At 67.3% G+C, this 25,223-nt stretch carries 31 protein-coding genes; 20 read left to right on the forward strand and 11 right to left on the reverse strand.

Features of this window, described 5'->3' with window-relative positions; translation table 11 throughout:
* Positions 1 to 64: 64 nt before the first annotated feature.
* Positions 65 to 577, reverse strand: a complete 513-nt coding sequence (locus ABL308_08690; protein ID XBQ15036.1) for a hypothetical protein — start codon at positions 575 to 577, stop codon at positions 65 to 67.
* Positions 578 to 785: 208 nt separating this feature from the next.
* Between ABL308_08690 and ABL308_08695 the strand changes: the two genes are divergently transcribed.
* From ABL308_08695 to ABL308_08715, 5 genes are all read left to right on the forward strand, one after another.
* On the forward strand, positions 786 to 1,232 hold the full coding sequence (locus ABL308_08695) for an ion channel (GenBank protein ID XBQ15037.1): 447 nt from the start codon (positions 786 to 788) through the stop codon (positions 1,230 to 1,232).
* 100 nt (positions 1,233 to 1,332) lie between these two features.
* Positions 1,333 to 1,953, forward strand: a complete 621-nt coding sequence (locus ABL308_08700) for a helix-turn-helix transcriptional regulator (GenBank protein ID XBQ15038.1) — start codon at positions 1,333 to 1,335, stop codon at positions 1,951 to 1,953.
* A gap of 105 nt (positions 1,954 to 2,058) precedes the next feature.
* Entirely contained in the window at positions 2,059 to 3,405 is a 1,347-nt protein-coding gene (locus ABL308_08705; GenBank protein ID XBQ15039.1) for a globin-coupled sensor protein, read from the forward strand.
* Positions 3,405 to 3,839: a BLUF domain-containing protein gene (locus ABL308_08710; GenBank protein ID XBQ15040.1), complete on the forward strand. Its 435-nt coding sequence runs from the start codon at positions 3,405 to 3,407 to the stop codon at positions 3,837 to 3,839. The genes ABL308_08705 and ABL308_08710 overlap by 1 nt, the downstream gene beginning before the upstream one ends.
* Positions 3,840 to 3,904: 65 nt before the next feature.
* Positions 3,905 to 4,552 carry a VTT domain-containing protein gene (locus ABL308_08715; GenBank protein XBQ15041.1) on the forward strand — a complete coding sequence of 216 codons (648 nt, stop codon included), beginning with the start codon at positions 3,905 to 3,907 and terminating at the stop codon, positions 4,550 to 4,552.
* A gap of 31 nt (positions 4,553 to 4,583) precedes the next feature.
* On the opposite strand, the gene ABL308_08720 is transcribed toward ABL308_08715, so the two are convergent.
* Both ABL308_08720 and ABL308_08725 read right to left on the reverse strand, forming a co-directional pair.
* Positions 4,584 to 6,185, reverse strand: a complete 1,602-nt coding sequence (locus tag ABL308_08720) for a glycosyltransferase (protein ID XBQ15042.1) — start codon at positions 6,183 to 6,185, stop codon at positions 4,584 to 4,586.
* 85 nt (positions 6,186 to 6,270) lie between these two features.
* A complete protein-coding gene (locus ABL308_08725) occupies positions 6,271 to 6,768 on the reverse strand; it encodes a histidine phosphatase family protein (protein XBQ15043.1) in 498 nt (165 codons plus the stop codon).
* 138 nt (positions 6,769 to 6,906) lie between these two features.
* Between ABL308_08725 and ABL308_08730 the strand changes: the two genes are divergently transcribed.
* Together ABL308_08730 and ABL308_08735 are read left to right on the forward strand one after the other, a co-directional pair.
* Entirely contained in the window at positions 6,907 to 7,542 is a 636-nt protein-coding gene (locus ABL308_08730) for a peroxiredoxin (GenBank protein XBQ15044.1), read from the forward strand.
* Positions 7,543 to 7,670: 128 nt separating this feature from the next.
* The gene (locus ABL308_08735) at positions 7,671 to 8,540 is read left to right on the forward strand and encodes an enoyl-CoA hydratase-related protein (GenBank protein XBQ15045.1); all 870 of its coding nucleotides are present in this window, start codon (positions 7,671 to 7,673) and stop codon (positions 8,538 to 8,540) included.
* 7 nt (positions 8,541 to 8,547) lie between these two features.
* On the opposite strand, the gene ABL308_08740 is transcribed toward ABL308_08735, so the two are convergent.
* The gene (locus ABL308_08740) at positions 8,548 to 8,916 is read right to left on the reverse strand and encodes a hypothetical protein (GenBank protein ID XBQ15046.1); all 369 of its coding nucleotides are present in this window, start codon (positions 8,914 to 8,916) and stop codon (positions 8,548 to 8,550) included.
* A 119-nt stretch (positions 8,917 to 9,035) separates the two neighbouring features.
* Here ABL308_08740 and ABL308_08745 point away from each other — a divergent pair, with 119 nt between their 5' ends.
* The gene (locus ABL308_08745) at positions 9,036 to 10,295 is read left to right on the forward strand and encodes a multidrug effflux MFS transporter (GenBank protein ID XBQ15047.1); all 1,260 of its coding nucleotides are present in this window, start codon (positions 9,036 to 9,038) and stop codon (positions 10,293 to 10,295) included.
* Here the strand turns inward: ABL308_08745 and rlmJ are convergent.
* Positions 10,292 to 11,182: a 23S rRNA (adenine(2030)-N(6))-methyltransferase RlmJ gene (gene rlmJ, locus ABL308_08750; GenBank protein XBQ15048.1), complete on the reverse strand. Its 891-nt coding sequence runs from the start codon at positions 11,180 to 11,182 to the stop codon at positions 10,292 to 10,294. The genes ABL308_08745 and rlmJ overlap by 4 nt on opposite strands.
* A 113-nt stretch (positions 11,183 to 11,295) precedes the next feature.
* Here rlmJ and ABL308_08755 point away from each other — a divergent pair, with 113 nt between their 5' ends.
* From ABL308_08755 to ABL308_08765, 3 genes are read left to right on the forward strand one after another with little or no spacing between them, the layout of a single operon-like run.
* Positions 11,296 to 12,186, forward strand: coding sequence for a formate/nitrite transporter family protein (locus ABL308_08755; GenBank protein XBQ15049.1), 891 nt, complete (start codon positions 11,296 to 11,298; stop codon positions 12,184 to 12,186).
* A 58-nt stretch (positions 12,187 to 12,244) separates the two neighbouring features.
* Positions 12,245 to 13,009 (forward strand): hypothetical protein, encoded by a 765-nt coding sequence (locus ABL308_08760; GenBank protein XBQ15050.1) that lies wholly within the window; start codon positions 12,245 to 12,247, stop codon positions 13,007 to 13,009.
* A complete protein-coding gene (locus tag ABL308_08765; GenBank protein XBQ15051.1) occupies positions 13,006 to 13,545 on the forward strand; it encodes a hypothetical protein in 540 nt (179 codons plus the stop codon). Before ABL308_08760 ends, ABL308_08765 begins: the two co-directional genes overlap by 4 nt.
* On the opposite strand, the gene ychF is transcribed toward ABL308_08765, so the two are convergent.
* The 4 genes from ychF to ABL308_08785 form a co-directional block, all read right to left on the reverse strand.
* Positions 13,535 to 14,632, reverse strand: coding sequence for a redox-regulated ATPase YchF (gene ychF / locus ABL308_08770; protein XBQ15052.1), 1,098 nt, complete (start codon positions 14,630 to 14,632; stop codon positions 13,535 to 13,537). The two genes, ABL308_08765 and ychF, sit on opposite strands and share 11 nt — an antisense overlap.
* Positions 14,633 to 14,708: 76 nt before the next feature.
* A complete protein-coding gene (locus ABL308_08775; GenBank protein ID XBQ15053.1) occupies positions 14,709 to 14,987 on the reverse strand; it encodes a hypothetical protein in 279 nt (92 codons plus the stop codon).
* A 116-nt stretch (positions 14,988 to 15,103) separates the two neighbouring features.
* Positions 15,104 to 15,601 carry a YbjN domain-containing protein gene (locus ABL308_08780; protein ID XBQ15054.1) on the reverse strand — a complete coding sequence of 166 codons (498 nt, stop codon included), beginning with the start codon at positions 15,599 to 15,601 and terminating at the stop codon, positions 15,104 to 15,106.
* 108 nt (positions 15,602 to 15,709) lie between these two features.
* Positions 15,710 to 16,018: an accessory factor UbiK family protein gene (locus ABL308_08785; GenBank protein XBQ15055.1), complete on the reverse strand. Its 309-nt coding sequence runs from the start codon at positions 16,016 to 16,018 to the stop codon at positions 15,710 to 15,712.
* Between the two features lie 110 nt (positions 16,019 to 16,128).
* On the opposite strand from ABL308_08785, the gene lgt reads away from it, so the two are divergent.
* Both lgt and ABL308_08795 read left to right on the forward strand, forming a co-directional pair.
* Positions 16,129 to 17,007, forward strand: a complete 879-nt coding sequence (gene lgt, locus ABL308_08790) for a prolipoprotein diacylglyceryl transferase (GenBank protein ID XBQ15056.1) — start codon at positions 16,129 to 16,131, stop codon at positions 17,005 to 17,007.
* 8 nt (positions 17,008 to 17,015) lie between these two features.
* Positions 17,016 to 18,146 (forward strand): SAM-dependent methyltransferase, encoded by a 1,131-nt coding sequence (locus ABL308_08795; protein ID XBQ15057.1) that lies wholly within the window; start codon positions 17,016 to 17,018, stop codon positions 18,144 to 18,146.
* Between the two features lie 2 nt (positions 18,147 to 18,148).
* On the opposite strand, the gene ABL308_08800 is transcribed toward ABL308_08795, so the two are convergent.
* On the reverse strand, positions 18,149 to 18,418 hold the full coding sequence (locus ABL308_08800; protein ID XBQ15058.1) for a DUF1902 domain-containing protein: 270 nt from the start codon (positions 18,416 to 18,418) through the stop codon (positions 18,149 to 18,151).
* A gap of 147 nt (positions 18,419 to 18,565) precedes the next feature.
* On the opposite strand from ABL308_08800, the gene ABL308_08805 reads away from it, so the two are divergent.
* The 7 genes from ABL308_08805 to ABL308_08835 all read left to right on the forward strand — a co-directional run bounded on the left by ABL308_08805 (position 18,566) and on the right by ABL308_08835 (position 22,488).
* The gene (locus ABL308_08805; protein ID XBQ15059.1) at positions 18,566 to 19,501 is read left to right on the forward strand and encodes a ribose-phosphate pyrophosphokinase; all 936 of its coding nucleotides are present in this window, start codon (positions 18,566 to 18,568) and stop codon (positions 19,499 to 19,501) included.
* 107 nt (positions 19,502 to 19,608) lie between these two features.
* Positions 19,609 to 19,944: a hypothetical protein gene (locus tag ABL308_08810; GenBank protein ID XBQ15060.1), complete on the forward strand. Its 336-nt coding sequence runs from the start codon at positions 19,609 to 19,611 to the stop codon at positions 19,942 to 19,944.
* 144 nt (positions 19,945 to 20,088) lie between these two features.
* Positions 20,089 to 20,283, forward strand: coding sequence for a hypothetical protein (locus tag ABL308_08815; protein ID XBQ15061.1), 195 nt, complete (start codon positions 20,089 to 20,091; stop codon positions 20,281 to 20,283).
* 171 nt (positions 20,284 to 20,454) lie between these two features.
* The gene (locus tag ABL308_08820) at positions 20,455 to 21,135 is read left to right on the forward strand and encodes a 50S ribosomal protein L25/general stress protein Ctc (protein ID XBQ15062.1); all 681 of its coding nucleotides are present in this window, start codon (positions 20,455 to 20,457) and stop codon (positions 21,133 to 21,135) included.
* 85 nt (positions 21,136 to 21,220) lie between these two features.
* Complete coding sequence (pth, locus tag ABL308_08825; GenBank protein XBQ15063.1) at positions 21,221 to 21,802, forward strand: aminoacyl-tRNA hydrolase; 582 nt, start codon at positions 21,221 to 21,223, stop codon at positions 21,800 to 21,802.
* 187 nt (positions 21,803 to 21,989) lie between these two features.
* On the forward strand, positions 21,990 to 22,106 hold the full coding sequence (locus ABL308_08830) for a type II toxin-antitoxin system RelE/ParE family toxin (GenBank protein XBQ15064.1): 117 nt from the start codon (positions 21,990 to 21,992) through the stop codon (positions 22,104 to 22,106).
* A gap of 7 nt (positions 22,107 to 22,113) precedes the next feature.
* The gene (locus ABL308_08835) at positions 22,114 to 22,488 is read left to right on the forward strand and encodes a helix-turn-helix transcriptional regulator (protein ID XBQ15065.1); all 375 of its coding nucleotides are present in this window, start codon (positions 22,114 to 22,116) and stop codon (positions 22,486 to 22,488) included.
* Positions 22,489 to 22,543: 55 nt separating this feature from the next.
* Here ABL308_08835 and ABL308_08840 read toward each other — a convergent pair whose 3' ends face one another.
* Positions 22,544 to 25,126 (reverse strand): zinc-dependent metalloprotease, encoded by a 2,583-nt coding sequence (locus ABL308_08840; GenBank protein XBQ15066.1) that lies wholly within the window; start codon positions 25,124 to 25,126, stop codon positions 22,544 to 22,546.
* Between the last annotated feature and the right edge of the window lie 97 nt (positions 25,127 to 25,223).

Below are 25,223 nucleotides of genomic sequence, written 5' to 3' on the forward strand. Positions count from 1 at the left end.
CATGCGAGCCGGTTTTGCGCGCGATTGCAATCGCGCCCGTGCATTTACGGGTGCCGCGGCGAGCTCAGAGCAGGAAGGCGGGCCGGGCGGCGTCCTTGAACCGGTTGCGGCTGAGGAAGTCGCAGACGGCGTTGCGGGCGAAGCGCTCGAGCGCCTCGTCCTCGTCGAGCGCCCGGGTCAGGTCGCCTTCGCGCACGTCGCTGGCCGCGGTTTCGCAGCAGCCGGTCTCGACGACTTCGCTGGCGATCCTGTCGACGGTTTCGAGCCGGTCGCTCACCGCCCGCGCCGCCCGGGTCAGGCTGACGCCGGTCAGTGCGGCCAGGCTCAGCGCGATCTCCATGCGCAGCGCCGCCTCCAGCGACCACAGCCGCATCCGCCCGCCCTGGGGCCTGACGCCGTGCTCGGCCTTCACAAGGCCCAGCCGCTGCAGCTGGCGCAGCGTCGGCGCGGCGGGCGCCTCGGCCAGCGCCGCGCCGAGTTCGGCGTCGGTCAGCACCCCGCGCAATCGCCAGTCCAGCCCCAGAAGGGCGCTGAGGGCGGCGGGCTCGCGATAGGCGAAAGCGCTGTGGCTCGTCATGACTTCACCATGATCGTGTTCGGTGACCGTATATACTGAACACCGTCATGCGGCTTCGGTTAACGAAGTCTTGCGAAGCGCTTCGCCTGGGAATTTTTTAGTCGCAGGCCACCAAAGCGAGGCGCGCACCCCACAGGTCTCAGCGCGGGGCGCAACCGAGGCCGGAGCGCGCGCGTAGGCACAGCCGAGCCGCAGCGCAGGAGCGCCCATGGTTTTCGTGATCTTGTTCGCCCTGATGGCGGGGCTTGGGATATTCCACCATTACAGCCTGGCGCTGCTGATGCGGATGATTCCGTCCTGGATCCACACCCACGAGCTCCGGCCCATGGCGATCTTCGGCGGCATGGCGCTGGTCCATTTCATCGAGATCCTCGCGTTCGCGGGCGTCTACGGGATCCTGACCACTGCGCTCTGGCCGGACAGTTTCTCGCCCAGCTTCGGCGGCGCGCCGATGGACTACATCTATTTTTCCGCCTCGATGTTCACCACGCTGGGCTATGCGCCGTTCGTGGCGGAAGGACCGATGCGGTTGATCGCGGCGGGCCAGAGCCTTCTGGGCTTCATGGTGCTGACCTGGTCGGCCACTTTCCTTTACGCCATGGCTTCCAAGGAATGGCACGAGATCGCCGAGCGCAAGGTGAACGGCGATGACTGAAAAAATGCGTTCAATCTGCGCGCTAGCTGCATAACCGTACTTTCCTTCCGGGTATGGCCGCCTAGCTTGCGTCGCCGTCTAAGGCGGAAAGGGGCGACACATGGACTGGGCGCGGCAGGTGCGGGAATTCCGCGAACGGGTGAAACTCAAGCAGGATGCGCTGGCCGACCTCTTGCTGGTCAGCCAGTCGACGGTCTCGCGTCTGGAGAGCGGAACGCTCACGCCTGCGCCGGCCCTGCGCGCCCGGCTCGAGCGCCTGTTCAGCCGGCCTGAGAACGAGCCGCTTTTCTCCCGGTGCAGGACCCTGGTCGCCGTGTCCCCGGCCATCTGCTTCCTGCTCGGCCTTCGCGACGGCGCAATCGTGCTGGAAGCGGCCAGCGAACCCGCCCGCCGGCTCGGCCCGCCATGGAGCGAACAGGCGGTCGGCGCGCCGTTGCGCGGGGATCTCGGCGCCGACGCGCCGGCCCATCTCAAGAAACTCGTCGAGCTCGGCGTATTCCGGGGTGAAGTCTCCAGCGTGGACGTGCTCTGGACCCAAGGCGCGGGCGAAGCGACTGAGCGGTGGCATACTGTATTTGTTCCGGTCCGCGATGAGGCCGGTGACTGGTTTTTGCACGGCACTGCGGTCGCAATTGATGCGGAGGAATTCGCACGCTTCGAGCGCGGATGGGGCGGCGGCTTGCGCCTGCGCGGGCGGGAACCCGCCCAGGAGGTCGCGTAGAATGAATGCAATAATTCAATGCGCTAGCGGTTCTGAGCTGGAAAGGTCCTGTTAACTGCGCGACGCGGCATCTGGTCGCATGACCTAATCCAGGGAGGAGGGGCCATGACCGGGACCGACTGGGCCGAAAGGCTCGCATTCATCGAGGCGGCGGAGGGGCCCGCGCCTCAGATCGCAGTTGTCCGTGAAGCGCTGGGCCGGGCCATGCCCGATCTGCTGGACTCGCTCTATCGCGAAATCCGCGCGACGCCGCATACAAGCGGCTTCTTTTCCGACGGCGACACGATCGGACGCGCCCGGGGCGCGATGGAGCGGCACTGGTCCGCTGTGCTCGACGACGGATTTGACCGCGCGCGGGCCGCCGATGCGGCTCGGATCGGCCTGATGCATGCCGGTCTCGGGCTAGAACCGCAATGGTATATGGGCGCTTACGCTCGGGTCGCCGCCGGGCTGGTTCATGCTGCCGTTAAGGCCGGCGTGGGGGGTATGGCTGCGCCGGGCCGGGCGGATCGCGCGGCTGCGGCGGCCGAAACCCTCGTGCGTCTGTTCGTTCTGGACATGGAGATGGCGGTCACCGCCTATCTCGAGGCCCGCGATCGCCGCGCGGCGGCTGAGCGCGCCGAGACGGCTGACGAGATCGAAGCGAATGTCGGCGAAACCGCTGATGCGCTCGCCGCGGCCGCCGAAACGCTGGATCTGGCCGCAAGGGCTGTAACCGAAGCGATGAGCCATACCGTCGAAGCGGCGAGCAGCGCTGCGGCCGGGTCTGAAGAAGCGGCCGCCAGCGTCCGGTCGGTCGCGGCCGCGTCAAGCCAGCTGGGCGCCGCGAGCAAGGAGATCTCCGGCCAGACCGCGAGCCAGAGCGCCAAGCTCGGGGACGCCGTCGGCAAGGTCGAGTCCGCTTCGCGCACGATCGGAGAGCTGAGCGAAGCCTCTGGTGAGATCGGCGCCGTGATCGCCTTGATCGAACGGGTCGCCGAGCAGACCAACCTGCTCGCGCTCAATGCGACGATCGAGGCCGCGCGGGCCGGCGAAGCGGGCAAGGGCTTTGCGGTGGTGGCTGACGAAGTCAAGCAACTCGCCGATCAGACTGCGCGCGCCACTGAGCAGATATCGCAGAAGATTTCGGCCATGCAGGATGCGTCGCGCTTCGCGGTCGACGCCATCGGTGAAATTCGGACCGTCGTCGATGCGGTCAGCGGTTCGGCGCTGGCCATTGAAGCGGCTGTGGAAGAGCAGTCCGCCTCCATCCAGGAAATCACGCGCTCCGCAGAGGACGCCGCGCACGGCAACCAGTCCGCCGCAGAAGCCGCTGCGTCGCTGGACGCTCGGACACGGGGCGGCGCCGAGGCTGCGGCATCGGTCGGCGACGCAGCCGAGACGGTCCGCTCACGGTCCGGTCAGCTGCGTGCCCAACTCGACGGACTGCTGGCCAAGATCAGGGCTGCGTGATGTTTCTGACGCGACTGATCTATGTGAGCCGGCCCACTTTCGAGATTCGCCCGCCGGTCCTGGACGGCGAGTTGCGCCGGATCGCCGAGGCCGGCCTTCGCCGTAACCCTCTCGAAGCGGTGACCGGATTGCTGGCGATCGACAGCGACTGGTTTGTCCAGGTGCTGGAAGGCTCGCGTCCGACGGTGAACCGGACGGTCATGCGTATCGCAAACGATCGCCGCCATACCGGATTCGAAATCGTACTCGCCGAAGAGGCGGACAGACGGGTGTTTCCAGATTGGGCGGTGGCGTTCAGCGACCAGTCGACCCTGCCCCTGTCAGAGCCTCGCCATGTTGATTTCAGCGCCATGCCGGGCGACGCGCTGCTTCAGCGCATGCTCCGCATTCGACGGACGGGGGTGATCGCCTGCAGCTCGATAGAGGCGGCCTGAGCCGCCGCGCTGCGTTTCGCTGCGGGCGTACGCGACTCTCTGCCGTCTCAGCCGTTTAAGACGCCATGACAGACAAGGCGGCCTCCGGCGACCGGCGCGGCAAGATGAAGCGCGCCTCCGACAAGCTCGACGACGCGGCGCGCGGGCGCTGGGCGCTGCCCTTCCTGTTTCTGGGCTCGGTGCTGGAGTCCACCGTCTTTCCCTGGCCCATCGAGTTTCCGATGATCGCCTACATGCTCAAGGGCAAGCGGGCCACGGTGGAGGTGGTGATCATCGCCACGCTGGGCTCGATCGCCGGGGCTATAGCGCTCTATTTCGGCGGCCGGGCCGCGTTCGAAGCGATCGAGACCTATCTGATGTCCAGACCCGGGCTCGAGGCCGGGTTCGATCGCTCGCGAACATGGATCGACGAATGGGGCGCCTGGGCGGTGTTCCTCGCCGTGCTCGCGCCGATCCCGATCCAGGCCGCCGCCTTCGCCGCAGGTGCGGCCAAGCTTCCGGTCTGGGCCTTCGTGATCGCGGTGGCCGGCGGCCGGTCGCTGCGCTACGGAGCGATCGGGCTCCTGGTCTATTTCTTCGGCGACGACATCACGCGCTGGTGGAAGAACCAGCCCAAGGCGCTGCGGCGCTGGGGCTCGATCGCCGTCGTCGTGATCTTCGTGGCGCTGTTCGTCTGGGCGGTCTGGAGCGTGTTTTTCGGTTCGCCGATATAGGGCTCAGACGGGCATCATCCGGTTTCTCGGCTCAAGCCCGAACAGGCTGAACAGATGGGTCAGCAGCGTCAGGAAGAAGACGCCGCACACCAGCATGATCATCGTCCAGGGAATGTAGCGCGGCCGAAGCGGGTCGGACGGACGCCCGCTGCGCCAGGCCGACAGGGCGAACAGGCCTGCGGCCAGCGCCATCAGCAGCAATGTCGTCCATAGCGGCATCGGGCGCCTCCCGCCGGGTTCGTGAGACCCCGTGCCGGGTCTTCACCCAGACATAGGAGCGCCCCGGCATTTCGCGCAAGGCTCTGAGAAGCGCCGGACCCTGCGCGAGCCAGTAGACGGGCATTGCCGCGTAATCGAGAAGGCCCGCCTTCACGCCCGCCCGCCGTGCGCCCTGCACCGTGCAGGCGAAGGCGGCGGCGTACGCCGCGCCGGCGAGGCAGAGCCCGCACATCGCCGCAAAACCGGCGGTCCCGGTGAGCGCGAGGGTGATCGAAAACGCCAGCAGAACAAGGCCCGGCGCGAAAAGCCCGGCGAACAGCACGTTGGCGAGCAGGCTGAGCTGAAGTCCCGCGAGGGCGCGCAAGCCCGCCTGCTGAGCCAGTCCGCGGGGATCGCGCATATGCACCAGCCAGGTGACGAGATGACCCTTCAGCCATCGGCTGCGCTGACCGGTCCAGGCTTTCAGCGTGACCGGCGCTTCTTCCAGGGTGCGCGGTTCGATTAGCCCGCATCGCCAGCCATGGCGGGCGAGGCGAAAGCCCAGATCGGCGTCCTCGGTGACGTTGAACGGATCCCAGCCGCCTGCGTCCTCCAGCGCGGTGCGGCGGAACACATTGCTCGTCCCGCCCAGCGGCAGGGGAAGGCCCAGCCGGGCGTAGGCGGGCAGAAGCGCGTCGAACTGGGCGGCGTATTCCAGCGCGAACTGGCGGGTCAGCGCATTGTCGTTCGCATTGTACCAGTTCAGCGGCGCCTGAACCGCGCCCAGGCCTGGGTCGGCGGCGAAGGCTTCGGCGGCGGCGCGCAGCTGTCCGGCGGAAGGCGCGTCCTCGGCGTCATACACCGCGACGATTTCGCCGCTCGCAGCCTGAAGCGCGAAATTCAGTGCGCGGGGCTTGGTCGTCGGCCCGCACGGACCGAGCACCAGCACCTTCACCCCGCCGCGCCGCGCGGCCGCCCTGGCCGCTGCGATCGTGTCGAAGTCGTGATGTTCGAGCGCGAGCAGGATCTCGAGCTCGCCGGCCGGATAATCGAGCCGGGAGAGCGCGGCGACGAGGCCGGCGCACACCTCCGCCTCCTTGTGCAGCGCGACGATCACGCTCGCGCGGGGCAGGTCCGCATCGGCGAGGGGTGTTCTTTCGGCGTAGGCGGGTCTCAGTACTGCCCCGCAGAACCTGAGGACGGCGACGCCGGCGACCAGAAGGCCGACGAGGCCGAGCGCGATCGCCAAACTCGCCCCGGGCGCGAACATCATCAGTCCGAACAGAAACGTCAGCGGGCCTGCGATCAGGCGCAGCGGCGGGGCGAGCGGCGCGCCTGCGCTGGCTTTGGGGCGCCTGTCACGCAGGCCGAACGCGGCCTCGGCCTCGCTCGGCCGCGCCTCGTCATGATCGTCCCCGATCCAGGCGAGCGTCATCGCGCTTCTCCCCCATCCGGGGAAAGAAAAGCAAAAACGCGCCTGAAAAGCGAATCAGTTGTGGAAAACTCCGATCAGACCGGGTTCAGCCGGCCTTGGGATCGAACAGCAATACGCGGGCCGAGGCCGTCAGCGCACCGTCTTTCAGGGCGACGTCGAACACGCCGACCGAACTCGTCGGCCAGCCGCGCGGCATGCCGGTCGCGGCCTGTGCCGAGGCGGCGAGGGAGTGGGCTAGGCCGCCGATGCCGGGGTTGTGGCCGATGACCGCGACGGTCTGGGCGCCGCGCGCGATCAGCTCGCTGGCCGCCCGTTCGAGCATCTCGGTGGAGGCGTGATAGAGCGCCATCGGATCGTGCACCGGCGGCGCGCCCAGCGTTTCGGAGACCACCGCCCAGGTCTCCCGCGTGCGGCGGGCGGGGCTGACCAGCGCCTGATCGGCGGTGAGCCCGGCGCTCTTCATCGCCGCTGCGGCGCGGGCGGCGTCCTCCCGGCCGCGCTCGGTCAGGCCGCGTTCGAAATCGTCTTCGGCTTCGAGCCGGTCGACCGCCTTGGCGTGGCGCATCACGATCAGTCTGGGCACGGCGGTCGTCCTCGTCTGGCGGCGGGCGCGCCCGTCACGCGCTCGTGAGCGCCGCACAGGGTTGCGCGGCGCGGGCTTCACGTCCAAGTAAAGCGGCGTTCGACGCCCCCCGCAAACGCTCAATCGGAGGAAAATTCCATGGCCCTGCTGCTCGGCGACGTCGCTCCGGACTTCGAGGCGGAGACGACCGAAGGTAAAATCAAGTTCCACGAGTGGATCGGCGAGGACTGGGTGATCTTCTTCTCCCACCCGGCCGACTTCACCCCGGTGTGCACCACCGAGCTCGGGTACACCGCCAAGCTCAAGGACGAGTTCGCAAAGCGCGGCGCGAAAGCCATCGCGCTGTCGGTGGACCCGGTCGAGGATCACAAGAAGTGGATCGGCGACATCGAGGAGACCCAGAACGTCTCGATGAACTTCCCGATCATCGCTGATGAAAGCCGCGAAGTTTCCGCGCTTTACTACATGATCCACCCGAACGCCGACCCCAAGGTCACCGTGCGGGCGGTCTACATCATCGACCCCAAGAAGAAGATCCGCGCCACCTTCACCTACCCGCCCAGCGCGGGCCGGAATTTCGACGAGGTGCTGCGCCTTCTCGACTCCCTGCAGCTCACCGACGGCTACAAGGTGGCCACCCCGGTGAACTGGCGCGACGGCGAGGACGTGATCGTGGTCCCCAGCCTGTCGGACGAAGACGCCGACAAGCTCTTCCCCAAGGGCTACACCAAGATCAAGCCCTACCTGCGCACCACGCCGCAGCCGAACAAATAGGCGGCCCCCACCGCCGACCTGCGAACGGCCGGCCCTTTCGGGCCGGCCGTTTTTCGTTTCGGGCTGGCGAGGCGCGTCTCAGCGCCTAAACTGCGCTGAACACGACAGAAAACGCCGGGGAGGCCGCCTTGGACACCATCAAGCTCGACATCACGGACGGGATCGGTCTGATCACGCTCAACCGGCCCGATCACATGAACGCCTTCACCAAACAGATGGGCGAAGAGATCGCCGAGGCGTTCGACCGGACCGACGCCGCCGGTGAGGTGAAGGCGGTGGTGGTGACCGGCGCTGGCCGGGCGTTCTGCGCGGGCGCCGATCTCAGCGTCGGGGCGGAGACGTTCAACGCGGTCGCGAACGCCAAAGCCGAGGGCGCGCTCGACGACACCGATCCGCAATGGCGCGATTTCGGCGGTCTTCTGAACCTCAGAATCTTCGACAGCACGAAGCCGGTGGTCGCCGCGATAAACGGCGCCGCAGTGGGTATCGGCGCGACCATGATCCTGCCCATGGACGCCCGCGTGGGCCTTAAGGGCGCGAAATACGCCTATCCCTTCACAAAGCGCGGCATCGCCTGGGACGGCTGCGCCAGCTGGTTCCTGCCCCGGATCGTCGGGGTGGAGGCCGCACTCGACTGGGGTCTGTCGGGCCGGACCTTCCTGGCCGAGGAAGCGCTTGAAAAAGGCCTCGTTTCAGAGCTTTGCGACACGCCCGAAGCCGTGCTCGACCGGGCGATCGAACGCGCGCACGCGCTCACCGCCGGCGCTGCGCCGGTCTCGGTGGCGATGAACCGGCGCCTGCTCTGGCGCATGCTCGGGGCGAGCCATCCGATGGAGGCTCATCGCCTTGAAAGCAGAGCGATTTTACATCGCGGCATACACGGAGACGCCATGGAGGGCGTGACGAGTTTTCTCGAAAAGCGCGCGCCGGACTTCCCCGGCTCGGTTCCCGGCGACTACCCGCCCGGCTGGCCCTGGGACGCAGAGCCCGAGTACTGAGCAGGCATCACCGGCCGAGCCCCAGGCTCGCCTCGATCTCGTCGGCGATGTCCTGGCGGACCTGATCGCGGAACAGCCAGATGCCGTAATACCCGTAGGCGCATTCGAGCGCGGTGGCGTCCTCGCCGCCGATCAGTCCGGCCGCCTCGTCGCGCAGCATGTCGTCGAGCCGCCCGCCGTCATTGAGCATGTTGCGCACGACGCCGACCCGCAGCGGGTACTCCGCGGCCACGATATCGAGCGCGGGCGGAACCTGGTCTGCGAACATCTCAGCACGCGCCGCGCACGGGTCGCCGCCGCCTTCATTGGCTGCGTAAAAGTATGCGCCGCCGGCGACCACCGCGATCAGACCGATGAAGGCCAAAATATTTTTCATGCCTGTTTTCCTTTCAGGCTGAACCCAGTCATTGTGCGGCGTCTCGCTCGCCCGGCGGGTCGAACTCCGGCCCGGCCGGTCTAGCTTGCGCCGTGCGATTTCGAAGCCGGAGTCCTTTTTTGAAGCTTGCGACGCCTGATCCCAAACGGCCGGCCCTGACCACGGTCGAGCTGATCGCCATGGTCGGCGCGCTCATGGGTCTCAACGCATTATCGATCGATATTTTCCTGCCCGCGCTGGGAGAGATCGGCGAGGCGCTGGGCGCGCCGGGCAACGACCGGCAATTGATCATCACCGCCTACGTGTTCGGCTTCGGCCTCGCCCAGCTCGCCTTCGGCCCGCTGTCGGACGCGCTCGGCCGGCGCGTGGTCGTGCTGGGCGCGCTCGTCGCCTATCTCGCCTCGACCGCGCTGTGCCTGCTTGCGCCGAACATCGAATGGATGATCGCCGCGCGCGCGCTTCAGGGCGTCTCTGCAGCGGCGACGCGTGTGATCGCCGTCGCGCTCGTGCGCGACCTCGTCTCGGGCCGGCGCATGGCCGAGATCATGAGCTTTGCGATGACGGTCTTCATGGTCGCGCCGATTCTCGCGCCGGGGATCGGTCAGGGCGTGATGGCGATCGGCGGCTGGGGCGCGATCTTCGAGGTGCTGCTGGTGCTCGCCGGCGCGCTGGCGGTCTGGATGTTCATCCGCCTGCCCGAGACGCTGCAGCCCGAGCGCCGCGTCGTGCTCGGCGCGAAGTCCGCCGCGCGCAACTATCTGCTCGCCGCCAGCCACCGCCAGTCGGCGGGCTACATCATCGCTGCGGCGCTGATCTTCGGCGCGCTCTTCGCCTTCATCGCGACCGCCGAGCAGATCCTGCAGGAGCTGTACGGGCTGGAGGAATGGTTCGCGCTGGCCTTCGGCTCTGTGGCGCTGGGGCTCGCTGCGATCAACATCGTCAACGCGCGCATCGTCAGGCGGCTGGGGATGCGGCGGATCTCCCACGCGGCCCTGGTCGGGTTCGTGGCGCTGAACGCGATCCATCTCGCGGTCTCGCTGGCCAGCGACGGCGCGCCGCCGTTCTGGATCTATTACGTGCTTCTGTCCGCCGCGCTGATGCTGTTCGCGATGATGGGCGCGAACTTCTCCGCCCTCGTCATGGAGCCGGCGGGAGACCGCGCCGGCACGGCCGCAGCGCTGTACGGAGCGGTGACGTCGATGTCCGGCGCTGTGCTCGGATCGCTGATCGGGCAGACCTATGACGGCACGGTCACGCCGCTGCTCATGGGCTTTCTGGTGATGGGCGCGCTCGCCCTGGCGGTGGTCTTCGTCGCTGAACGCGGACGGCTGTTCGGCGCAGGGGAGGCCGAGGACGCCGAGCCCGCGGTCGCAGACTAGAACGCGTCGACCGGCAGGCTGTCTTCTGCGATCGCGCCGTCCAGCCGCCAGCCCGCGCCCTCGCTCTGGGCCAGGGTTTCAGAGAGCCACGGCAGCAAGGCGAGCAGGTCGGCTTCCAGCGTGAAGGGGGGATTGATCACCACCACGCCAGCGCCTGCGAGCTTGCCCTCGGTCCCGAGCTCTCGAACCCACAGATCGGCGCGCAGGATCTTTTCAGGCTCGAAGCCCTTCTCCTCGATCAGCCATTCGGCGAGACCGACGTCAAATCGTTCGGCGGCCCAGAGATCCTTGAGGGGCCGCCAGAAAATGAACGTGCCGGTGGGCCAGACGCTCAGCGCGTCGAACGCGGCCTGGGCCATGAAAGCCATCTCGTCGCGATGCTCGAAAGGCGGGTCGATCAGGGCGAGGCCGCGCTTCTCCTTCGGCGGCAGCACGGATTTCAGGCCCGCATAACCGTCCTCGTCGCGCACCTTCACCCGCCCGTCCCGGGCATAACGCCTGTCGAGCGTGCGCGAATCCTCGCGGTGAAGCTCGAACAGTGTCAGCCGGTCGGCTTCGCGCAGCAGCTGTGCCGCGATCTCCGGCGAGCCGGGGTAGGTTTTCAGCCCGGACGGGTTCATCGCGGTCAGGACGTCGAGCAGCGGTTCGAGCGCTTTGGCGGCGGCTTCAGGCTTGTCCGCCTCGATCACCCGGGCGATCCCCTCGCGCCATTCGGGGCTGCGCTCGGCCTCGCGTGCAGCGAGGTCATAGGCGCCGATCCCTGCATGGGTGTCGAGATAGCGGAAGGGTTTGGGCTTTTTCTTAAGGTGCTCTAGGCACAGGGCGAGCACCGCGTGCTTGAGCACGTCGGCGAAATTGCCGGCATGGAAGGCGTGGCGATAGTTCATGGCCGCGCTTTTACCGCGCTCCGGACCGTCCGAACAGGCGCCCTTGCGGCGGAACCCCGAGCGCTCCGCAGGCGTATAATTCCGGTTATTTCCGAAACAGCAGAAGGCCGTTCATGGCTGAGAACGAGACCGACCGCCGCAAGGCGGAGGAAGAAAACGCCGACCCGAAAAACACCTCCACCGTCGAAGGCTGGCAGGCCGAGCGCGCGGTGAGCGACCGGGTCCGCCCGAGCGCGCTCATGGTGTTCGAAACCGTCCGCCGCGAGGGCGCGGAGGAGATGTACCGTCCCTCCGCATCGCTGTGGTGGTCAGGGGTGGCGGCGGGCTTTGCGCTGTCGTTCTCGCTGATCATCACCGGCATTTTGACCGCGATCATGGAGCCCGGCGTGGCGGCTAGCCTGATCACGCCGTTCGGTTATGTGACCGGGTTCGTGATCGTGGTGTTCGGACGGCTTCAGCTGTTCACCGAGAACACGATCGCCGCGATCCTGCCGCTGGTCGCGAACTTCAACAACACGAACCTTTACCGCGTGATGCGGCTCTACGTGATCGTGTTCTCAGCGAACATGGTCGGGGCGGGGTTGGCCGCGACGGTGCTCACCTTCCTGCCCGTGCTCAAGCCCGACCATCTGGCCGGACTTATGGAGGTTTCCCGCAAGGCCATGGAGCCTGGCTTCTGGGAGACGCTGGCGCTCGGCGTGCCCGCGGGGTTCCTGGTCGCGGCGATGGTGTGGATGCTGCCCGCCTCGAAAGGCGGCGAGTTCTACATTGTCGTCACGCTGATCTATATGGTGGGCCTGGGCGAGTTCGCGCACGTCATCGTGGGTTCGGTAGAGGCCGGCATGATGGTGCTGGCCGGTGAAATCAGCCCGTTCAACGGCCTGTTCGGCTTCATCCTGCCCGCGCTGCTCGGCAACATGATCGGCGGCACCGCGCTGTTCGCGCTCCTGTCCTACGCGCAGATCCGCGACGAGATGCGCCAGTCCAAGGAGCGCAAGGTCTGAGCCTTGCGGTTCGCGTATAGCGCTATAACGTGAGCCTGTGATCGCGTAAGGAGCGAGCATGGGCCCGGGGGCTGCGACACGGCGAAGACTGCTCGCCTCGATGGCGGGGCTGGCGATGGCGGCGCCCGTGCTGGGCGGCTGCGCGGGCGGTGCGACCTATCGCTCGGGCCGGGGCGCGCCGCCCGAACGTCGCGTGCTGATCCTGCCCCCGCACACCATGCTGGGGCAGCGCGTGATGGGCGGGCGCTTCGATCTGCGGCGCGACTGGAGCGAGGTGCTGCGCCCCGTGCTCATCGCGCAGACCGCGCGCATGCTCGACCGGCGCGGCCGCACGCCGGTCTTCCTCGATTCCGATGACGATCTCGATCAGACCTGGCGGCTCGTCAGGCTCGGCGCGGAGGTCTCGCGCGCCGCGCTCGGAAGCGACCGGGACGAACACGGCGGGCGCAATCCGCCCACCAGAGGTCTCTCCGGGCCGTTCTCGATCGGGCCGGGCGGCGCGGGGCTGATGGACCGGCACGCCGCGCCCACCGCCGTCCTCATCGCCGTGACCGGCGACTGGCCCGCCGGCATGCAGCGGGTCGGAGAGTATTTCGGCGCGGCCAGCTTCGGCGTGCGGCGCGAGCCGCTCAGGCGCGAACTCATCGTGGCGATCGTCGCGCTCGAAGACGGCCGGATCGTCTGGGCCGGATCGCGCCGCGACCGCGACATCCGCGATCCGAGGAAAGCGGCGCGGCATGTCAGGGGGCTTCTCGGCAAGGCCTGGCTGAACCCCGAGCCGCGGCCCCGCCGCCGCCGGCGCTTAGGACGGCCGGTCACATGATCCGCCTGATCGTTCTCGCCCTCGTGCTCGTGCTCGCCGGCTGCGCCGGTACGGGCGTGTACGGGCCGGGGCTCTACGATGCGGGGCGGTATTCGCTCGCGTTGCAATCGCGCTGGAGCCGGATCGGGGCGGCCGCCGACGGCGACCTCGCCACCGCGCAGCTCACCCGAGACGGGCTCTTTCTGAACCGTGTGATCCTGGTCTCGGAGCTACGGCCCGGCGGAACGCTCTTCACGCCGGGCTTTGATCACCCGCCGCGCTTTGATCCGGCTGCCGGAGAGGCGGGGATCGATACGTTCCTGACCGGCTCGATCGAACGGCTCGACTATCAGGGTCTGGAGATCACCAAACGCGAGACGGACGAAGACTGGACGGTGCGCCGCCTCGCCGCCCGCCGGCCCGACGCGCTGGCGATTTCAGGACTGGCCTGGTCGCGGGTGCAGGACGGCCGGCTCGATCTGGTGATCTATCTCGCCCCGGACGAGCACTATTTCGAGCGCGACCGGGCCGAGGTGGAACAGATGCTCAGACGTTGAACTTGAACAGCATCACGTCGCCGTCCTGCACGACGTACTCCTTGCCTTCCTGGCGCAGCTTGCCCGCTTCGCGCGCGCCCGACTCTCCGCCTGCGGCGACATAGTCTTCAAAGGCGATGGTTTCGGCGCGGATGAAGCCGCGTTCGAAATCGCCGTGAATGACCCCGGCGGCTTTCGGCGCGGTCCAGCCGCGGCGGATGGTCCAGGCGCGGGCCTCCTTGGGGCCGGCGGTGAAATAGGTCTGAAGGTCGAGCAGCTGGTAGCCGGCGTGGATCAGCCGGTTGAGGCCGGGTTCCTCAAGACCGAGTTCCTGGAGGTATTCTTCGCGCTCTTCGGGCTCGAGCAAAGCCAGTTCGGCCTCGATCTTCGCGCTGATCACCACGCAGGCGGCGCCTTCCTCGGCGGCGCGCTTCTGCACCGCTTCGGACATGGCGTTGCCGGTCGCGGCGCTGTCTTCATCGACATTGGCCACGAACATCACCGGCTTGGCGGTCAGAAGCTGCAGCATGCGCCATTCGCGGCGGCGGTCCGCAGGAATGTCCGCGCGGCGGGCGGGGCGGCCCTCCTGAAGCTCGGCGAGAGCGATGTCGACGAGTTCGAGGGTCGCCTTGGCTTCCTTGTCGCCGGTCTTGGCCTTCTTCTCGAGATTGGAGCGCCGCTTTTCCAGGCTCTCCATGTCGGCGAGCATCAGCTCGGTCTCGACGGTCTCGAAATCGGCGAGTGGGTCGACCTTGCCGGCCACGTGGGTGACGTCACCGTCTTCAAAGCAGCGCAGCACGTAGAGCACAGCGTCGGTTTCGCGGATATTGGCCAGGAACTGGTTTCCCAGGCCCTCGCCCTGGCTCGCGCCTTTCACAAGACCTGCGATGTCGACGAAGTTCATCCGCGCGGGCACGACATTGGCCGACTTGGCGATCTCGGCGAGCTTGTCGAGCCGGGGTTCGGGCACGGCCACTTCGCCGACATTCGGCTCGATCGTGCAGAACGGATAGTTCGCCGCCTGGGCCGCAGCGGTCTGGGTCAGCGCGTTGAACAGGGTGGACTTGCCCACGTTGGGAAGTCCGACGATGCCGCATTTGAAACCCATGTCCTCGCCCTTCTCGGCCGCTCATCTGTGCAGCCCGGGCGTATAGGCGAAGCGGCCTTGTCGCGAAAGAGGCGCGTCAGCGCGGCGGGTCGTCACCCTCGCCGCCGCCGGGCTCGTCATTGCGCCGGCCGGAATAGGCTGCGAGCCAGGTGTCGAATTCGGGCGGGTCGTAGCTTCCGTTCCCGTCCGCATCGTAAAGCGCGTACTGGGCTTCGGTGACGTCGGGGGCGACGGCGAGCAGTTCGGCGTGGGTCACCGCGCCGTCGCTGTCCGCGTCGACCTCGATGAAGCTCACCGGATCGGCGACGCCGGCGAGAACGAGCGATAGCGCGGCGGCGCTTGCATGAAGGGTCATGGCTGCCTCCCTGTCTCAGGCACGGTGAAACGCAAAGCCCCGGCGCCGGGTTCGGCCGGGCCGGAACGAAAAACCCCGGCGCTCTGGCCGGGGCTCGGTGTTTCCTTGCAGCTCGATCAGGCCTCTCCGACCGTGTCGAACATGGCCGCCGACACCGCCTCGGCCGCGCTCTTGCCGCTCCACAGAAGATAGTGGAAGGCAGGGTAGAGCCGCTCGCCGGCCTCTTTGGCGGCCGCGATCAGCGCGGCGGCCTGGGAGACCGATACGCCCTCGGCTTCAGGCAGGGTCAGCGCGTGGCGGAAGATGATCGAGCCGTCGTCTGCCCAGACGTCGAAATGGCCCAGCCACAGCCGCTCGTTCAGCCGCGCGACCAGCTCGCACACGTCCTTGAAGCGGTTGTCGGGCGCTTTCAGCTCCAGGCTCGCGCAGACATGGATGACGTCCAGCTCGGGCCGGTAGGCGAACCAGATCTGATGGTCGCGCCAGGCGCCCGGCGCGGCCAGGTGCAGCTCCAGCTCGTCGCGTTCGTATGGATATTGCTCGCCGATGACGGCCTGTTCGACGCTTTCGAGCGGATCGATCGCGGTCGAAACGTCCTGGGTCTCGAGCTCCATGTGGTCCTCTCCCCCTAGCGCGCCGGTCTTGTGAGCCGGACGCGCGAACGACGGTAAGCCGCGTCGTGGACGCGGCGCAACTGAACAAAAGGTGACAATGCTAAGCGATTAATCGGACGCCTTTTTCGACGTTCCGCGTTTGGCCGCCGGCTTGCGGGTGGCGGTCTTGGCCCCCGCCGGTTTCGCCTCCAGCGCGTCGAGCCGCGCCTTGAGCGATTCGAGTTCGGCCTCGGCGCGCTCGGCTTTCAGGCGCACCGCCTCGAACTCCTCGCGGGTCACCATGTCCAGCTCGGCGGCGACGCGCTCGGCCTGCGCCCGGAAGGCGGTGCGGGCCTCCTCGCCCGCCGCCTGGGCGGCGGAGAACGCATCCGTCATCAGATCGGCGAAATCGGAAAAGAAGGGACTGCGCGACTGCATGACAACACCGCTCGAACTGCTATGAAGGCCCCATATAGGCGGTCGGGCCCCGCCCGCGCAACGTGCGCGGCGGAGATCGAGGCGCCTGACCTGCGTCCGGGAGGGGATGAATGGGCTTCTGTCCGCCGAGTTTCGACCTGATCGATCCGGTGCTGGTGACCATCCCGGAGGTCTTCGGGATCGGCCCGTTCCCCATCCGTTGGTATGCGCTGGCCTATATCGCGGGCCTGTTCATCGGCTTGTGGTGGGTGCTGCGGCTTGTGAAGAACGACGCGCTGTGGGGCACGACGGCGAAGACCATGACCGCGCCCTATTCGCGCGCCTTCGTCGACGATCTGGCGCTGTGGATCATGCTCGGCGTGATCGGCGGCGGCCGTCTGGGCTATGTGCTGTTTTATCAGACCAGCGCGATCTGGGAGCGGCCGCTCTGGGTGCTCACCGGCATCACCGAAGGCGGGATGAGCTTCCATGGCGGCCTCATCGGCGTAGCGCTGGCGGTCTACTTCACCTCGCGCCATTACAAGGCGCCGCTGCTCAGGGTCGCCGACGCGGTGGCTGCGGCCACCCCGATCGGGCTGTTCTTCGGACGGCTCGCGAACTTCATCAACGGCGAGCTTTGGGGCCGGCCGACCGACCTGCCCTGGGGGATGCGCTTCGCCACCGATCCGCTGTGCGTCGATCGCCATCCCAGCCAGCTCTACGAAGCGTTCCTGGAAGGCGCGGTGCTGTTCGCCGTGATCGCGTTCCTGATCTACCGGTTCAAGGCGCTGGCCCGTCCCGGCCTCAGCGCGGGCGTGTTCTTGCTGGGCTATGGTGTTTTCCGCGCCATGGTCGAGCTGGTGCGCGAGCCTGACCGGCACATGCCAGAGGCGCTGCAGGGCTATGTCACGATGGGCATGATCCTGTGCATCCCGATGATCGCCGCCGGCGCGTTCCTGATCCGCCGGGCGCTGCAGCGCCCGGCTATCGGACAGACCGCCGCCGCCTGAGTTTCGTGATGACAGACGACGAGTTCCGCCCCGCCGAGATGCTGGCCGAACGCCTGCGCGCCCGCATCCGAGAGGAGGGGCCGCTGCCCGTCTCGGCCTATATGGCCGAGGCGCTGTTCGATCCGATGGCGGGATTTTACGCCACGAAAGATCCGCTGGGCGCTGGAAACGACTTCATCACCGCACCCGAGATCAGTCAGATGTTCGGCGAGCTGTGTGGGTTGTGGGCCGCCGAAGTGTGGGCGCAGATGGGCGCGCCCGCCCCGGTCCAGCTCATCGAGCTTGGTCCCGGCACGGGCCGGATGATGAGCGACATGCTGCGCGCGAGCCGCGCCGCGCCGGGCTTTCTCGATGCGTGCGACGTCACTCTGGTCGAGGCCAGTCCCGCGCTGAAAATGGTGCAGGGCCGGACGCTGTCCAAAGCGCCCGTCCCGGTGCGCTGGGCCAGGCGGATCGAGGACGCCGCCGCAGGGCCGTGCGTCATCGTGGCGAACGAGTTTCTCGATTGCCTGCCCATTCGGCAGGCGGTGCGGATCGAAGGCGTCTGGCGAGAGCGCGTGGTCGGCATCGCGCCCGACGATCCGGAGACGTTCGCCTTAGGTCTGGGCGCCGTGCTCTCCCCGGCCGACCTTGAAAGCCTGCCCGAGCCTCTGCGCGAGGCGCCGGAAGGCGCACTTGTCGAGCTGCGCCCGGCGGACGGCCCGCTTATCGAGGAGATCGCGCGCCGGCTGAAGGCTGCGCCCGGCTATGCGCTGTTCATCGATTACGGATCGGACGCGCCGGAGTTCGGCGACACGCTTCAGGCCATCCGCAGGCACCAGAAAGTCGATCCGCTCGACGCGCCGGGCACGGCGGATCTCACCGCCTGGGCGGCCTTCGACCGGTTCGGCGCGCTGGCGCGGGCCGCCGGGCTCGACGTGTACGGCGCCGAAGGGCAGGGCGCGTTCCTCAAAGGACTCGGGATCGAACACCGCGCCGCCGCGCTCTCTCGCGGCCAGGACGCCGAAGGCCGCGGCCGGATCGCCCGCCAGCTGCAGCGGCTCGTCGATCCTGAAGAGATGGGGACCCTGTTCAAGGTGATGGCGCTGGCGAGCCCCGGCCTGCCGCCCGCGCCAGGGCTGGAGCGGTTCGGGGAGTAGACCTAGAACCGCACGGCGATCCCGGCGTCTTTCAGGATCGCGTTCGTCTCCCAGAAAATGCTCGGCACGAGGTCGGCGAGATCGCGGGAGGCGAGAGCCTCTGCTGAAAGATGGTTAGCCACGATCAGTTTCGGCGCTTCCTCGCGCATCACCTGCTCGAATTCCTCGATCGTGGCCGCTTCGATGTGCAGGCCGAGGATATCGCTTTCGGACACGTAGACGCCGGCTTCGTCGTCCCACAGGGCTTTCACACGGAAGGCGGGATTGGACATGGGCGCTCCAGAGATGTTTGACCGAAAAGAAGCTAACGCATTCCGCGCGTTTGCGCGAACACGCCCCTACCGCCCCCAGCCTTTGCGCGGCGCGCCCATCCTGCTATGAGCGCGCCGGACACGGACGATGTGCGAAAGGCGATTCCCATGAAGCTCATGTGCGGCAACGCGAACCGACCGCTCGCCAAGGCGATCGCCGATTATCTCGACGCGCCGCTTTCGAACGTCGACATCGAGACCTTCGCCGACGGCGAGCTGTTCGTCCGGATCGACGAGAACATGCGCGGCCAGGACGTCTTCATCATCCAGTCCACGTCCAAGCCGGCGAACGACAATCTGATGGAGCTTCTGATCTGCATGGACGCGCTCACCCGGGCGAGCGCGAAGCGGATCACCGCGGTCATTCCCTATTTCGGCTACGCCCGGCAGGACCGGAAGACGGGCGGGCGCACGCCGATCACCGCCAAGCTGGTGGCGAACCTCATCGCAGGGGCGGGCGCGCACCGCGTGCTGACGCTCGATCTGCACGCCGGCCAGATCCAGGGCTTTTTCGACATTCCGACCGACAATCTGTTCGCAACCCCGGTGATCGAGGCGGACATCCGCCGCGCCTACGACACCAAGGATCTGATGATCGTCTCGCCCGACGTGGGCGGGGTGGTGCGCGCGCGCGCGCTCGCCAGCCGCATCGGCGCGGACATCGCCATCGTCGACAAGCGCCGTCCCAAACCCGGCCAGGCCGAGGTGATGAACATCATCGGCGACGTCGAAGGCCGGCGGTGCATCATCTTCGACGACATCATCGATTCGGGCGGCACGCTGTGTAACGCCGCCGCCGCGCTGAAAGACCGCGGCGCCGCCGAGGTCGCCGCCTACATCACCCACGGCGTGCTGTCGGGCAAGGCGGTCGAGCGCATCGGCGCCTCGGCGCTGAAGGAGCTTGTGGTCACCGATTCCATCGACGTGACCGAGAAGCTGGGCGGGCAGAAAACCAATGTGCGCGCTCTTTCGGTCGCGCCCCTTCTGGCCGAGGCGATCCGGCGCATCGCCAACGACGAATCCGTCTCCAAGCTGTTCGACTAGAACCCCTTCACCGAAAGCGCTGCGACCGCTCGGAACGGGGCGGGTGGGCTCGCGTTGACTCCGCTGAACACGCCGCAGACGCGGCGCGAACAAAGGAGGACGACCCGATGAAAAAGTTCGCTCTGATCGGCTCTGTCGCAGCGCTCGCCCTCGGCGGCGCGGCTTTCGCCGACCATCACGACGAAGACGAAACCTGGATGGACGCTGACGAAGAAGGCTTCGTCATGATGTTCGACAGCCGTCTTCAGCGCGCCTATTCGGCCATCGACGCGAACGATGACGGGACCGTCTCGTACCAGGAATGGGGCGAGTGGCAGGCCGATGACGGCTTCTACGCCGAACGCTTCGACATTTTCGACACCGATGGCGACGATACGATCAGCTGGGACGAGTACCGCACCGCGACCATGTCGCTGTACGACACCAGCAACCTGACCGACTAAGTCTGGTCGGAATTCTCCGGAAGGGCCCGGCGCGCCGCGCCGGGCTTTTTCGTGTCTCAACCCGGCTCGCCTCCGGTTTTGCTCGCCTCCGCCGCTTCGCCCCGCTAGATTCGCTGCAGGCTGACCAGAAAGGGAGGGCGGCGCATGCTGCTGGCGATCGGGCTTTTTCTGTTTGTTTGCGGCGTGGTGTTCGTGGGCGCGCCGTTGATCAAGCGCCCGGCGCTGACGCGTCTTCTCGAGCTCGACGGCCGGTTCGAGGCCGCCGCTTCGATCTTCGCGGGCGTGCTGTTCCTGCTTTCGGGCGGCGCGCTTCTGACCGGGTTCGAGCAGCCGCGCTGACCGGCTTCAGGAACGCGGCTTTAACTCAGCGCCTGCGCTTGCGCCCCCCCGCGTCATCGGCTATACGCCGCGGCTCGAATTACGGCGAAGCGTCCATAAAGCGCTGCGCCTCGTAGCGCCGCCGGCAGGCGGCGCTCGCGTTTGAACCGACTTCGCCTAAGGACCGGACCGATGAGCGATATTGTTCTTAATGTCGAGGTGCGCGAGCGCACCGGCAAGGGCGGCGCCCGTCAGGCGCGCCGCGACGGCTTCGTGCCGGGCACGCTGTACGGCGGCGGCCAGGACCCTGTTTCGATCTCGCTGAAGAACAACGAGCTCATCAAGGCGATCAACTCCGGCAAACTGCTGGCGAACATGATCACCATCGAGCACAAGGGCGACAAGCAGACCGTGTTCGCCCGCGACGTGCAGTTCCATCCGGTCAAGGACCTGCCGCTCCACGTCGACTTCCAGCGCGTCAACGCGCAGGACGTGATCTCCGTGGAAGTGCCGGTGCACTTCGTCGGCGAAGAGCAGGCCGAAGGCATCAAGCGCGGCGGGGTTCTGAACGTGGTCCGCCACGCGATCGAAGTGAACTGCCCCGCCGGCTCGATCCCCGAAGCGATCGAAGTCGACGTCTCGGGCATGGATATCGGCGACTCGGTGCACATCTCGGCGGTCTCGCTGCCTGAGAACGTGACCCCGACCATCACCGACCGCGACTTCACCATCGCCACGATGCAGGGCTCGCGCGCCCTGGTCGAGGAAGAGGCCGAAGCCGACGACGAAGGTGAAGGCGTGACCGACGCCGAGGGCGACGAGGCCGAAGCTTCCGCCGAGGACGGCGAAGGCGAAGGCGACGCCGAAGACTAGGCGCGCCGGCCTATTTGCAAACCCGTTTAAGGGCGGCCGGCCGGACATCGCGGCGGCCGCCCTTTTCGTTTCCGGGAGCGGGCGGATGTATCTGATCGCAGGGCTGGGAAATCCAGGTGCGCAATACGCCGGCAACCGGCACAACGCCGGCTTCATGGCGCTGGACGCCATCGCCGAGCGTCATGCGCAGACCCCCTGGCGCAAGCGCTTCCATGGCCAGGCCTGCGAGGCGCTGATCGAGACCGGCCAGGGCCCTCAGAAGGTGCTGCTCTTAAAGCCTGAGACCTACTACAACGAGGCCGGCCGGTCGGTCGGCGAGGCGGCGCGCTTTTACAAGATCCCCACGCCCATGGTCGCCGTCTTCCACGACGAGCTCGACCTCGCGCCGGGCAAGTTCCGGCTCAAGCTGGGCGGCGGGCATGCGGGAAACAACGGCCTGCGCTCGATCATGGCGCATCTGGACGGCGATTTCCGCCGCGGCCGGATCGGCATCGGCCACCCCGGCGACAAGAACAAGGTGACCGGCTGGGTGCTGTCGGACTTTCCCAAGGCCGAGACCTGGATCTCCGACCTCACCGACGCGATCGCCCGCGCCGCCCCGCTTCTGGTCGAAGGCCAGGACGACGCCTTCCAGACCAAGGTCACCCATCTCGCGCCGGCGCCCTGACGTTCAGCTACCTTTCGCTTCCGCTAAAGTTTGCTATCTGCTAACCTCCGCGCATGAAGCGTGTGGTCTATGAGCGGCAGGCGGTGAGAACGCTCGCGAAAATGCCCGCGAACACGGCGGGCTTGATCCGTGAGAAGATTGATCACTCGCCGCCGATCCCACCTCGCTTGGAAACAACGTCAGGCGCTTGAAGGGCCGGGAAGGCGTTTTTCGCCTCAGGGTCGGGGACTGGCGCGTTCTCTACCGGGACGGTGTCGTGATCGCGGTCATCCGGATCGCGCCGCGCGGATCGGCTTATGAATGAGGATGTCATGTCGAGACAGGTGATCACCGCTCCGAACGGCGACCGGCTCGTCGTCATGCCGGAGGCCGAGTACGAGGCTCTGGTCGAGGCGGTCGAGGACGCCGAGGACCGGGCCGTGGTGGACGCTTATGATCGTGCGGCTGCGGCGGGATTGACCGATCCGGTTCCCTCCGAGATCGTCGATCGCCTGCTCTCCGGCGCTGAAAGCAAGGTGCGGATCTGGCGCGAGCATCGCGGCCTGTCGGCGGTCGAACTCGCGCGCGCCGCCGAACTGAGCGCGCCCTACGTCTCCCAGATAGAAAGCGGCCGCCGGGAGCCGGGCATCGACGCCCTGAAGCGTCTGGCGGCCGCCTTGAAGGTGGATATCGACGATCTCGTCTGAACAAAAACGCCCCGCTCGTCCGAGCGGGGCGTTTGTGTCCGACCCTGGCCGCTGATTAGAGGCCGGACGCCTTTATCAGCGCGCGCAGGTGGGCGCGGTGGGCCTTGGCTTCACGGCTGCCGATGAGGTCGGGCAGCCAGTCCGGGCCGACCCAGCCCTTGACGTCGTTGATCGACGCCAGCGCCGCAGAGCGGGCGAAGGGCGCATACGGGCCCGACGGGCTCGCGATCGCGATCAGCTGCTGCAGATAGGCCACCTGCAGGTTCTGCCGGTAGGTGTTCGGCTCGCCGCGCACGTCGGCGGCGAACATGATCGCCGTCAGGTCCTGCATGTAGTCGGCGACCGGGTACTCCCCGCCGTAACGCGCCGCGTCACCCATACGGTTCAGGACGTTGGGGTGGACGAGGTGTGCGAGGATCGCCTGCTGCTGGGCGAAGGCCCGGGCGTGCAGGGACGGGTCCTCGTCGGTCGGGAAGTGGTCGAAGAAGCGCCGCTGGCGCTGCAGCCGGTCGGCGTAGGCCTCCTCCACGGTGAAGGCGTCGGGGCCGAACACCGCCGCTTCGAGCACGTCGAGCGCCTGCTCCTGCTTGGCGCGGGGGACCGGCACGAAGGGCGTCTGAGCGCCTTCCTGACCGACCACGGCGCGGTTGTTGTAGATGCCGCCGACATGACGGCTCGCCACGTTCGCCGCGCCGAAGCGCTGGCCGGAGAGGATGAGATAGCTCGTCAGAAGGTTCTGATAAGTCTCGCCTTCTTCGACCGCGATCTCGGGCAGGCGCGCCAGCGTGTCGTTGATCAGCGCCACCCGGCCTTCGGCCCAGGCGACAGGATCGTCGGACAGGTCGTTGATCATCACCCGCGGGTCGATGTGACGGCCGGGCGAACGCATGTCGTCGGCATCGTTGCCCAAGAACAGCTCACGCTCGGTCGATCGTGCGAGGATCGTGGGCAGAGCCGCGTCCTCAGCGGTGTAACCGTACTGGATCGCCCAGACATCGTAGGCGCCCGGAATTTCCTGGGAGTACTGCACGCTCGCGCCGGGCTCGCCGGGCAGGTTCAGCGCCGGGTAGTCCATGATCGAGTGGGTCACGGTCTGGCCCGAGGCGAGCTCTTCCAGGCTCACGCCCGAGCTTGCGCCCATGTTGTGCATCAGGCCCAGCGTGTGGCCGATCTCGTGGATGACGAGATAGTGGAGCGCCTGGCGGATCAGCTCGTCGATATCGACCTGGCTCGCGCCCTGCGCCCTGAGCGCGGCGACGCCGGCCTGGGTCTCGAACTGCAGGTGTTCGGCGAAATTGCACATCGCGCCGTGCTCATGATCGTGCGCGAACATGTGCGCCGGCTCGCCGGTCAGCTCGGCGAGCTGGTCTGCGGGCAGCCACTGGCTGAGGCCGGCCACCTCGAACAGCTCGGAATAGCGGATGCGATTCGTCAGGAAGACGTATTCGAGCATGATGTCCGCGCCGATGATCTCGCCGGTGCGCGGGTTGGTGAAGCTCGGCCCGTAGCCGCCGAAGGGCGGGGTGGGCGAAGAGGTCCAGCGCAGCACGTTGTAGCGGATGTCGCCGGCGTCCCAGTCCGCGTCGTCGGGCTGAACGCGCACTTCGATGGCGTTGGAGAAGCCCGCCGCCTCGAAGGCCTGGTTCCAGGTCAGCGCCGCCTCGCGGATGGTGTCGCGCAGTTCGAGCGGGGTGGTGTTCTCGATCCACCACACGATCGGCTCGACCGGGTCGGAGATTTCCGCCTCGGGGTCCTGCTTGACCAGCCGCCAGCGATTGATGACGTCGTCATACGGCGTCACCGAGGTGTCGGTGAGATTGGTCACGCGCTGGCCGAAATAGCCCACGCGGAAATCGTCCGCGCGCGGCTCGAAACCCTCTTCGGGCATGGCCACGAAGGAGTGCTGCAGCAGCACCGCCACGGTGCGCGGATCGGTGATCTCCGCGCCGGCCGGGCCGTTCGGCGTGCCGTCGTGATAGACGTACTCGACGACCACGTCGGTGTTTTCCGGATAGGAGCGCACGTCGGTGATACGGGTCTGGCCCGACTGCAGCCGGCCGAGCTGGAACGTGGTCCGGGCCGCCGGACCCCGCGGCGGGGTCGGCTTGATCTGGTGCAGGTCTTCGCCGCGGAGCAGGTCGCCTACGTCGATCAGATAGCGCGCCGGCGCGGCGTCCTCGCCTTCGCCCGCGGGCGTTTCCGCTTCGATGTCGAGCATGGCGAGCGGCGCGCGGGTGATGTTCGCGTCCGCGGCGCGCGAGAGCGCGTTGTCTTCATCGAAGGAGAAGTTCGTGTTTTCCGCAGCGATCTCGATCTCGCCGTAGCGCTTGGTGAAGGTCAGCACCCGGTTGGCGCGGAACTGGCCGCGGAAATGCCCGACCCGGGGCGCGCCGTTCTCGGTGTAGGTGAAATAAATCACCTCTTCGCCGAGTTGGTCTTCGCCGATCTCCATGTAGAGATCGCCGTCCTCGGGATCGCGATAGAGCGTGAACAGGCCTTCGAAGCGCTCGAAGTCCTCGGTGAAGCTCTCGATGGTGTCGTCGTCCTCGTCCGCCTCGGCGTCCTGAGCGAAGCCGGGCGCACCGGCGACCACGGCCGCGAGCAGCGCCGCGGACCAGCGGCTGCGAATAAAGCGCATGATGGAATCCCCTCCCGTTCTGTATCGAACAAACTAGGTCCGAACACCCCGGGGGGCCAAGGCGCGGAACGTTACCATTCGTTCAAATTGCAGCCCG

This window comes from Oceanicaulis sp. (assembly GCA_040112665.1).
Lineage (GTDB): Bacteria > Pseudomonadota > Alphaproteobacteria > Caulobacterales > Maricaulaceae > Oceanicaulis.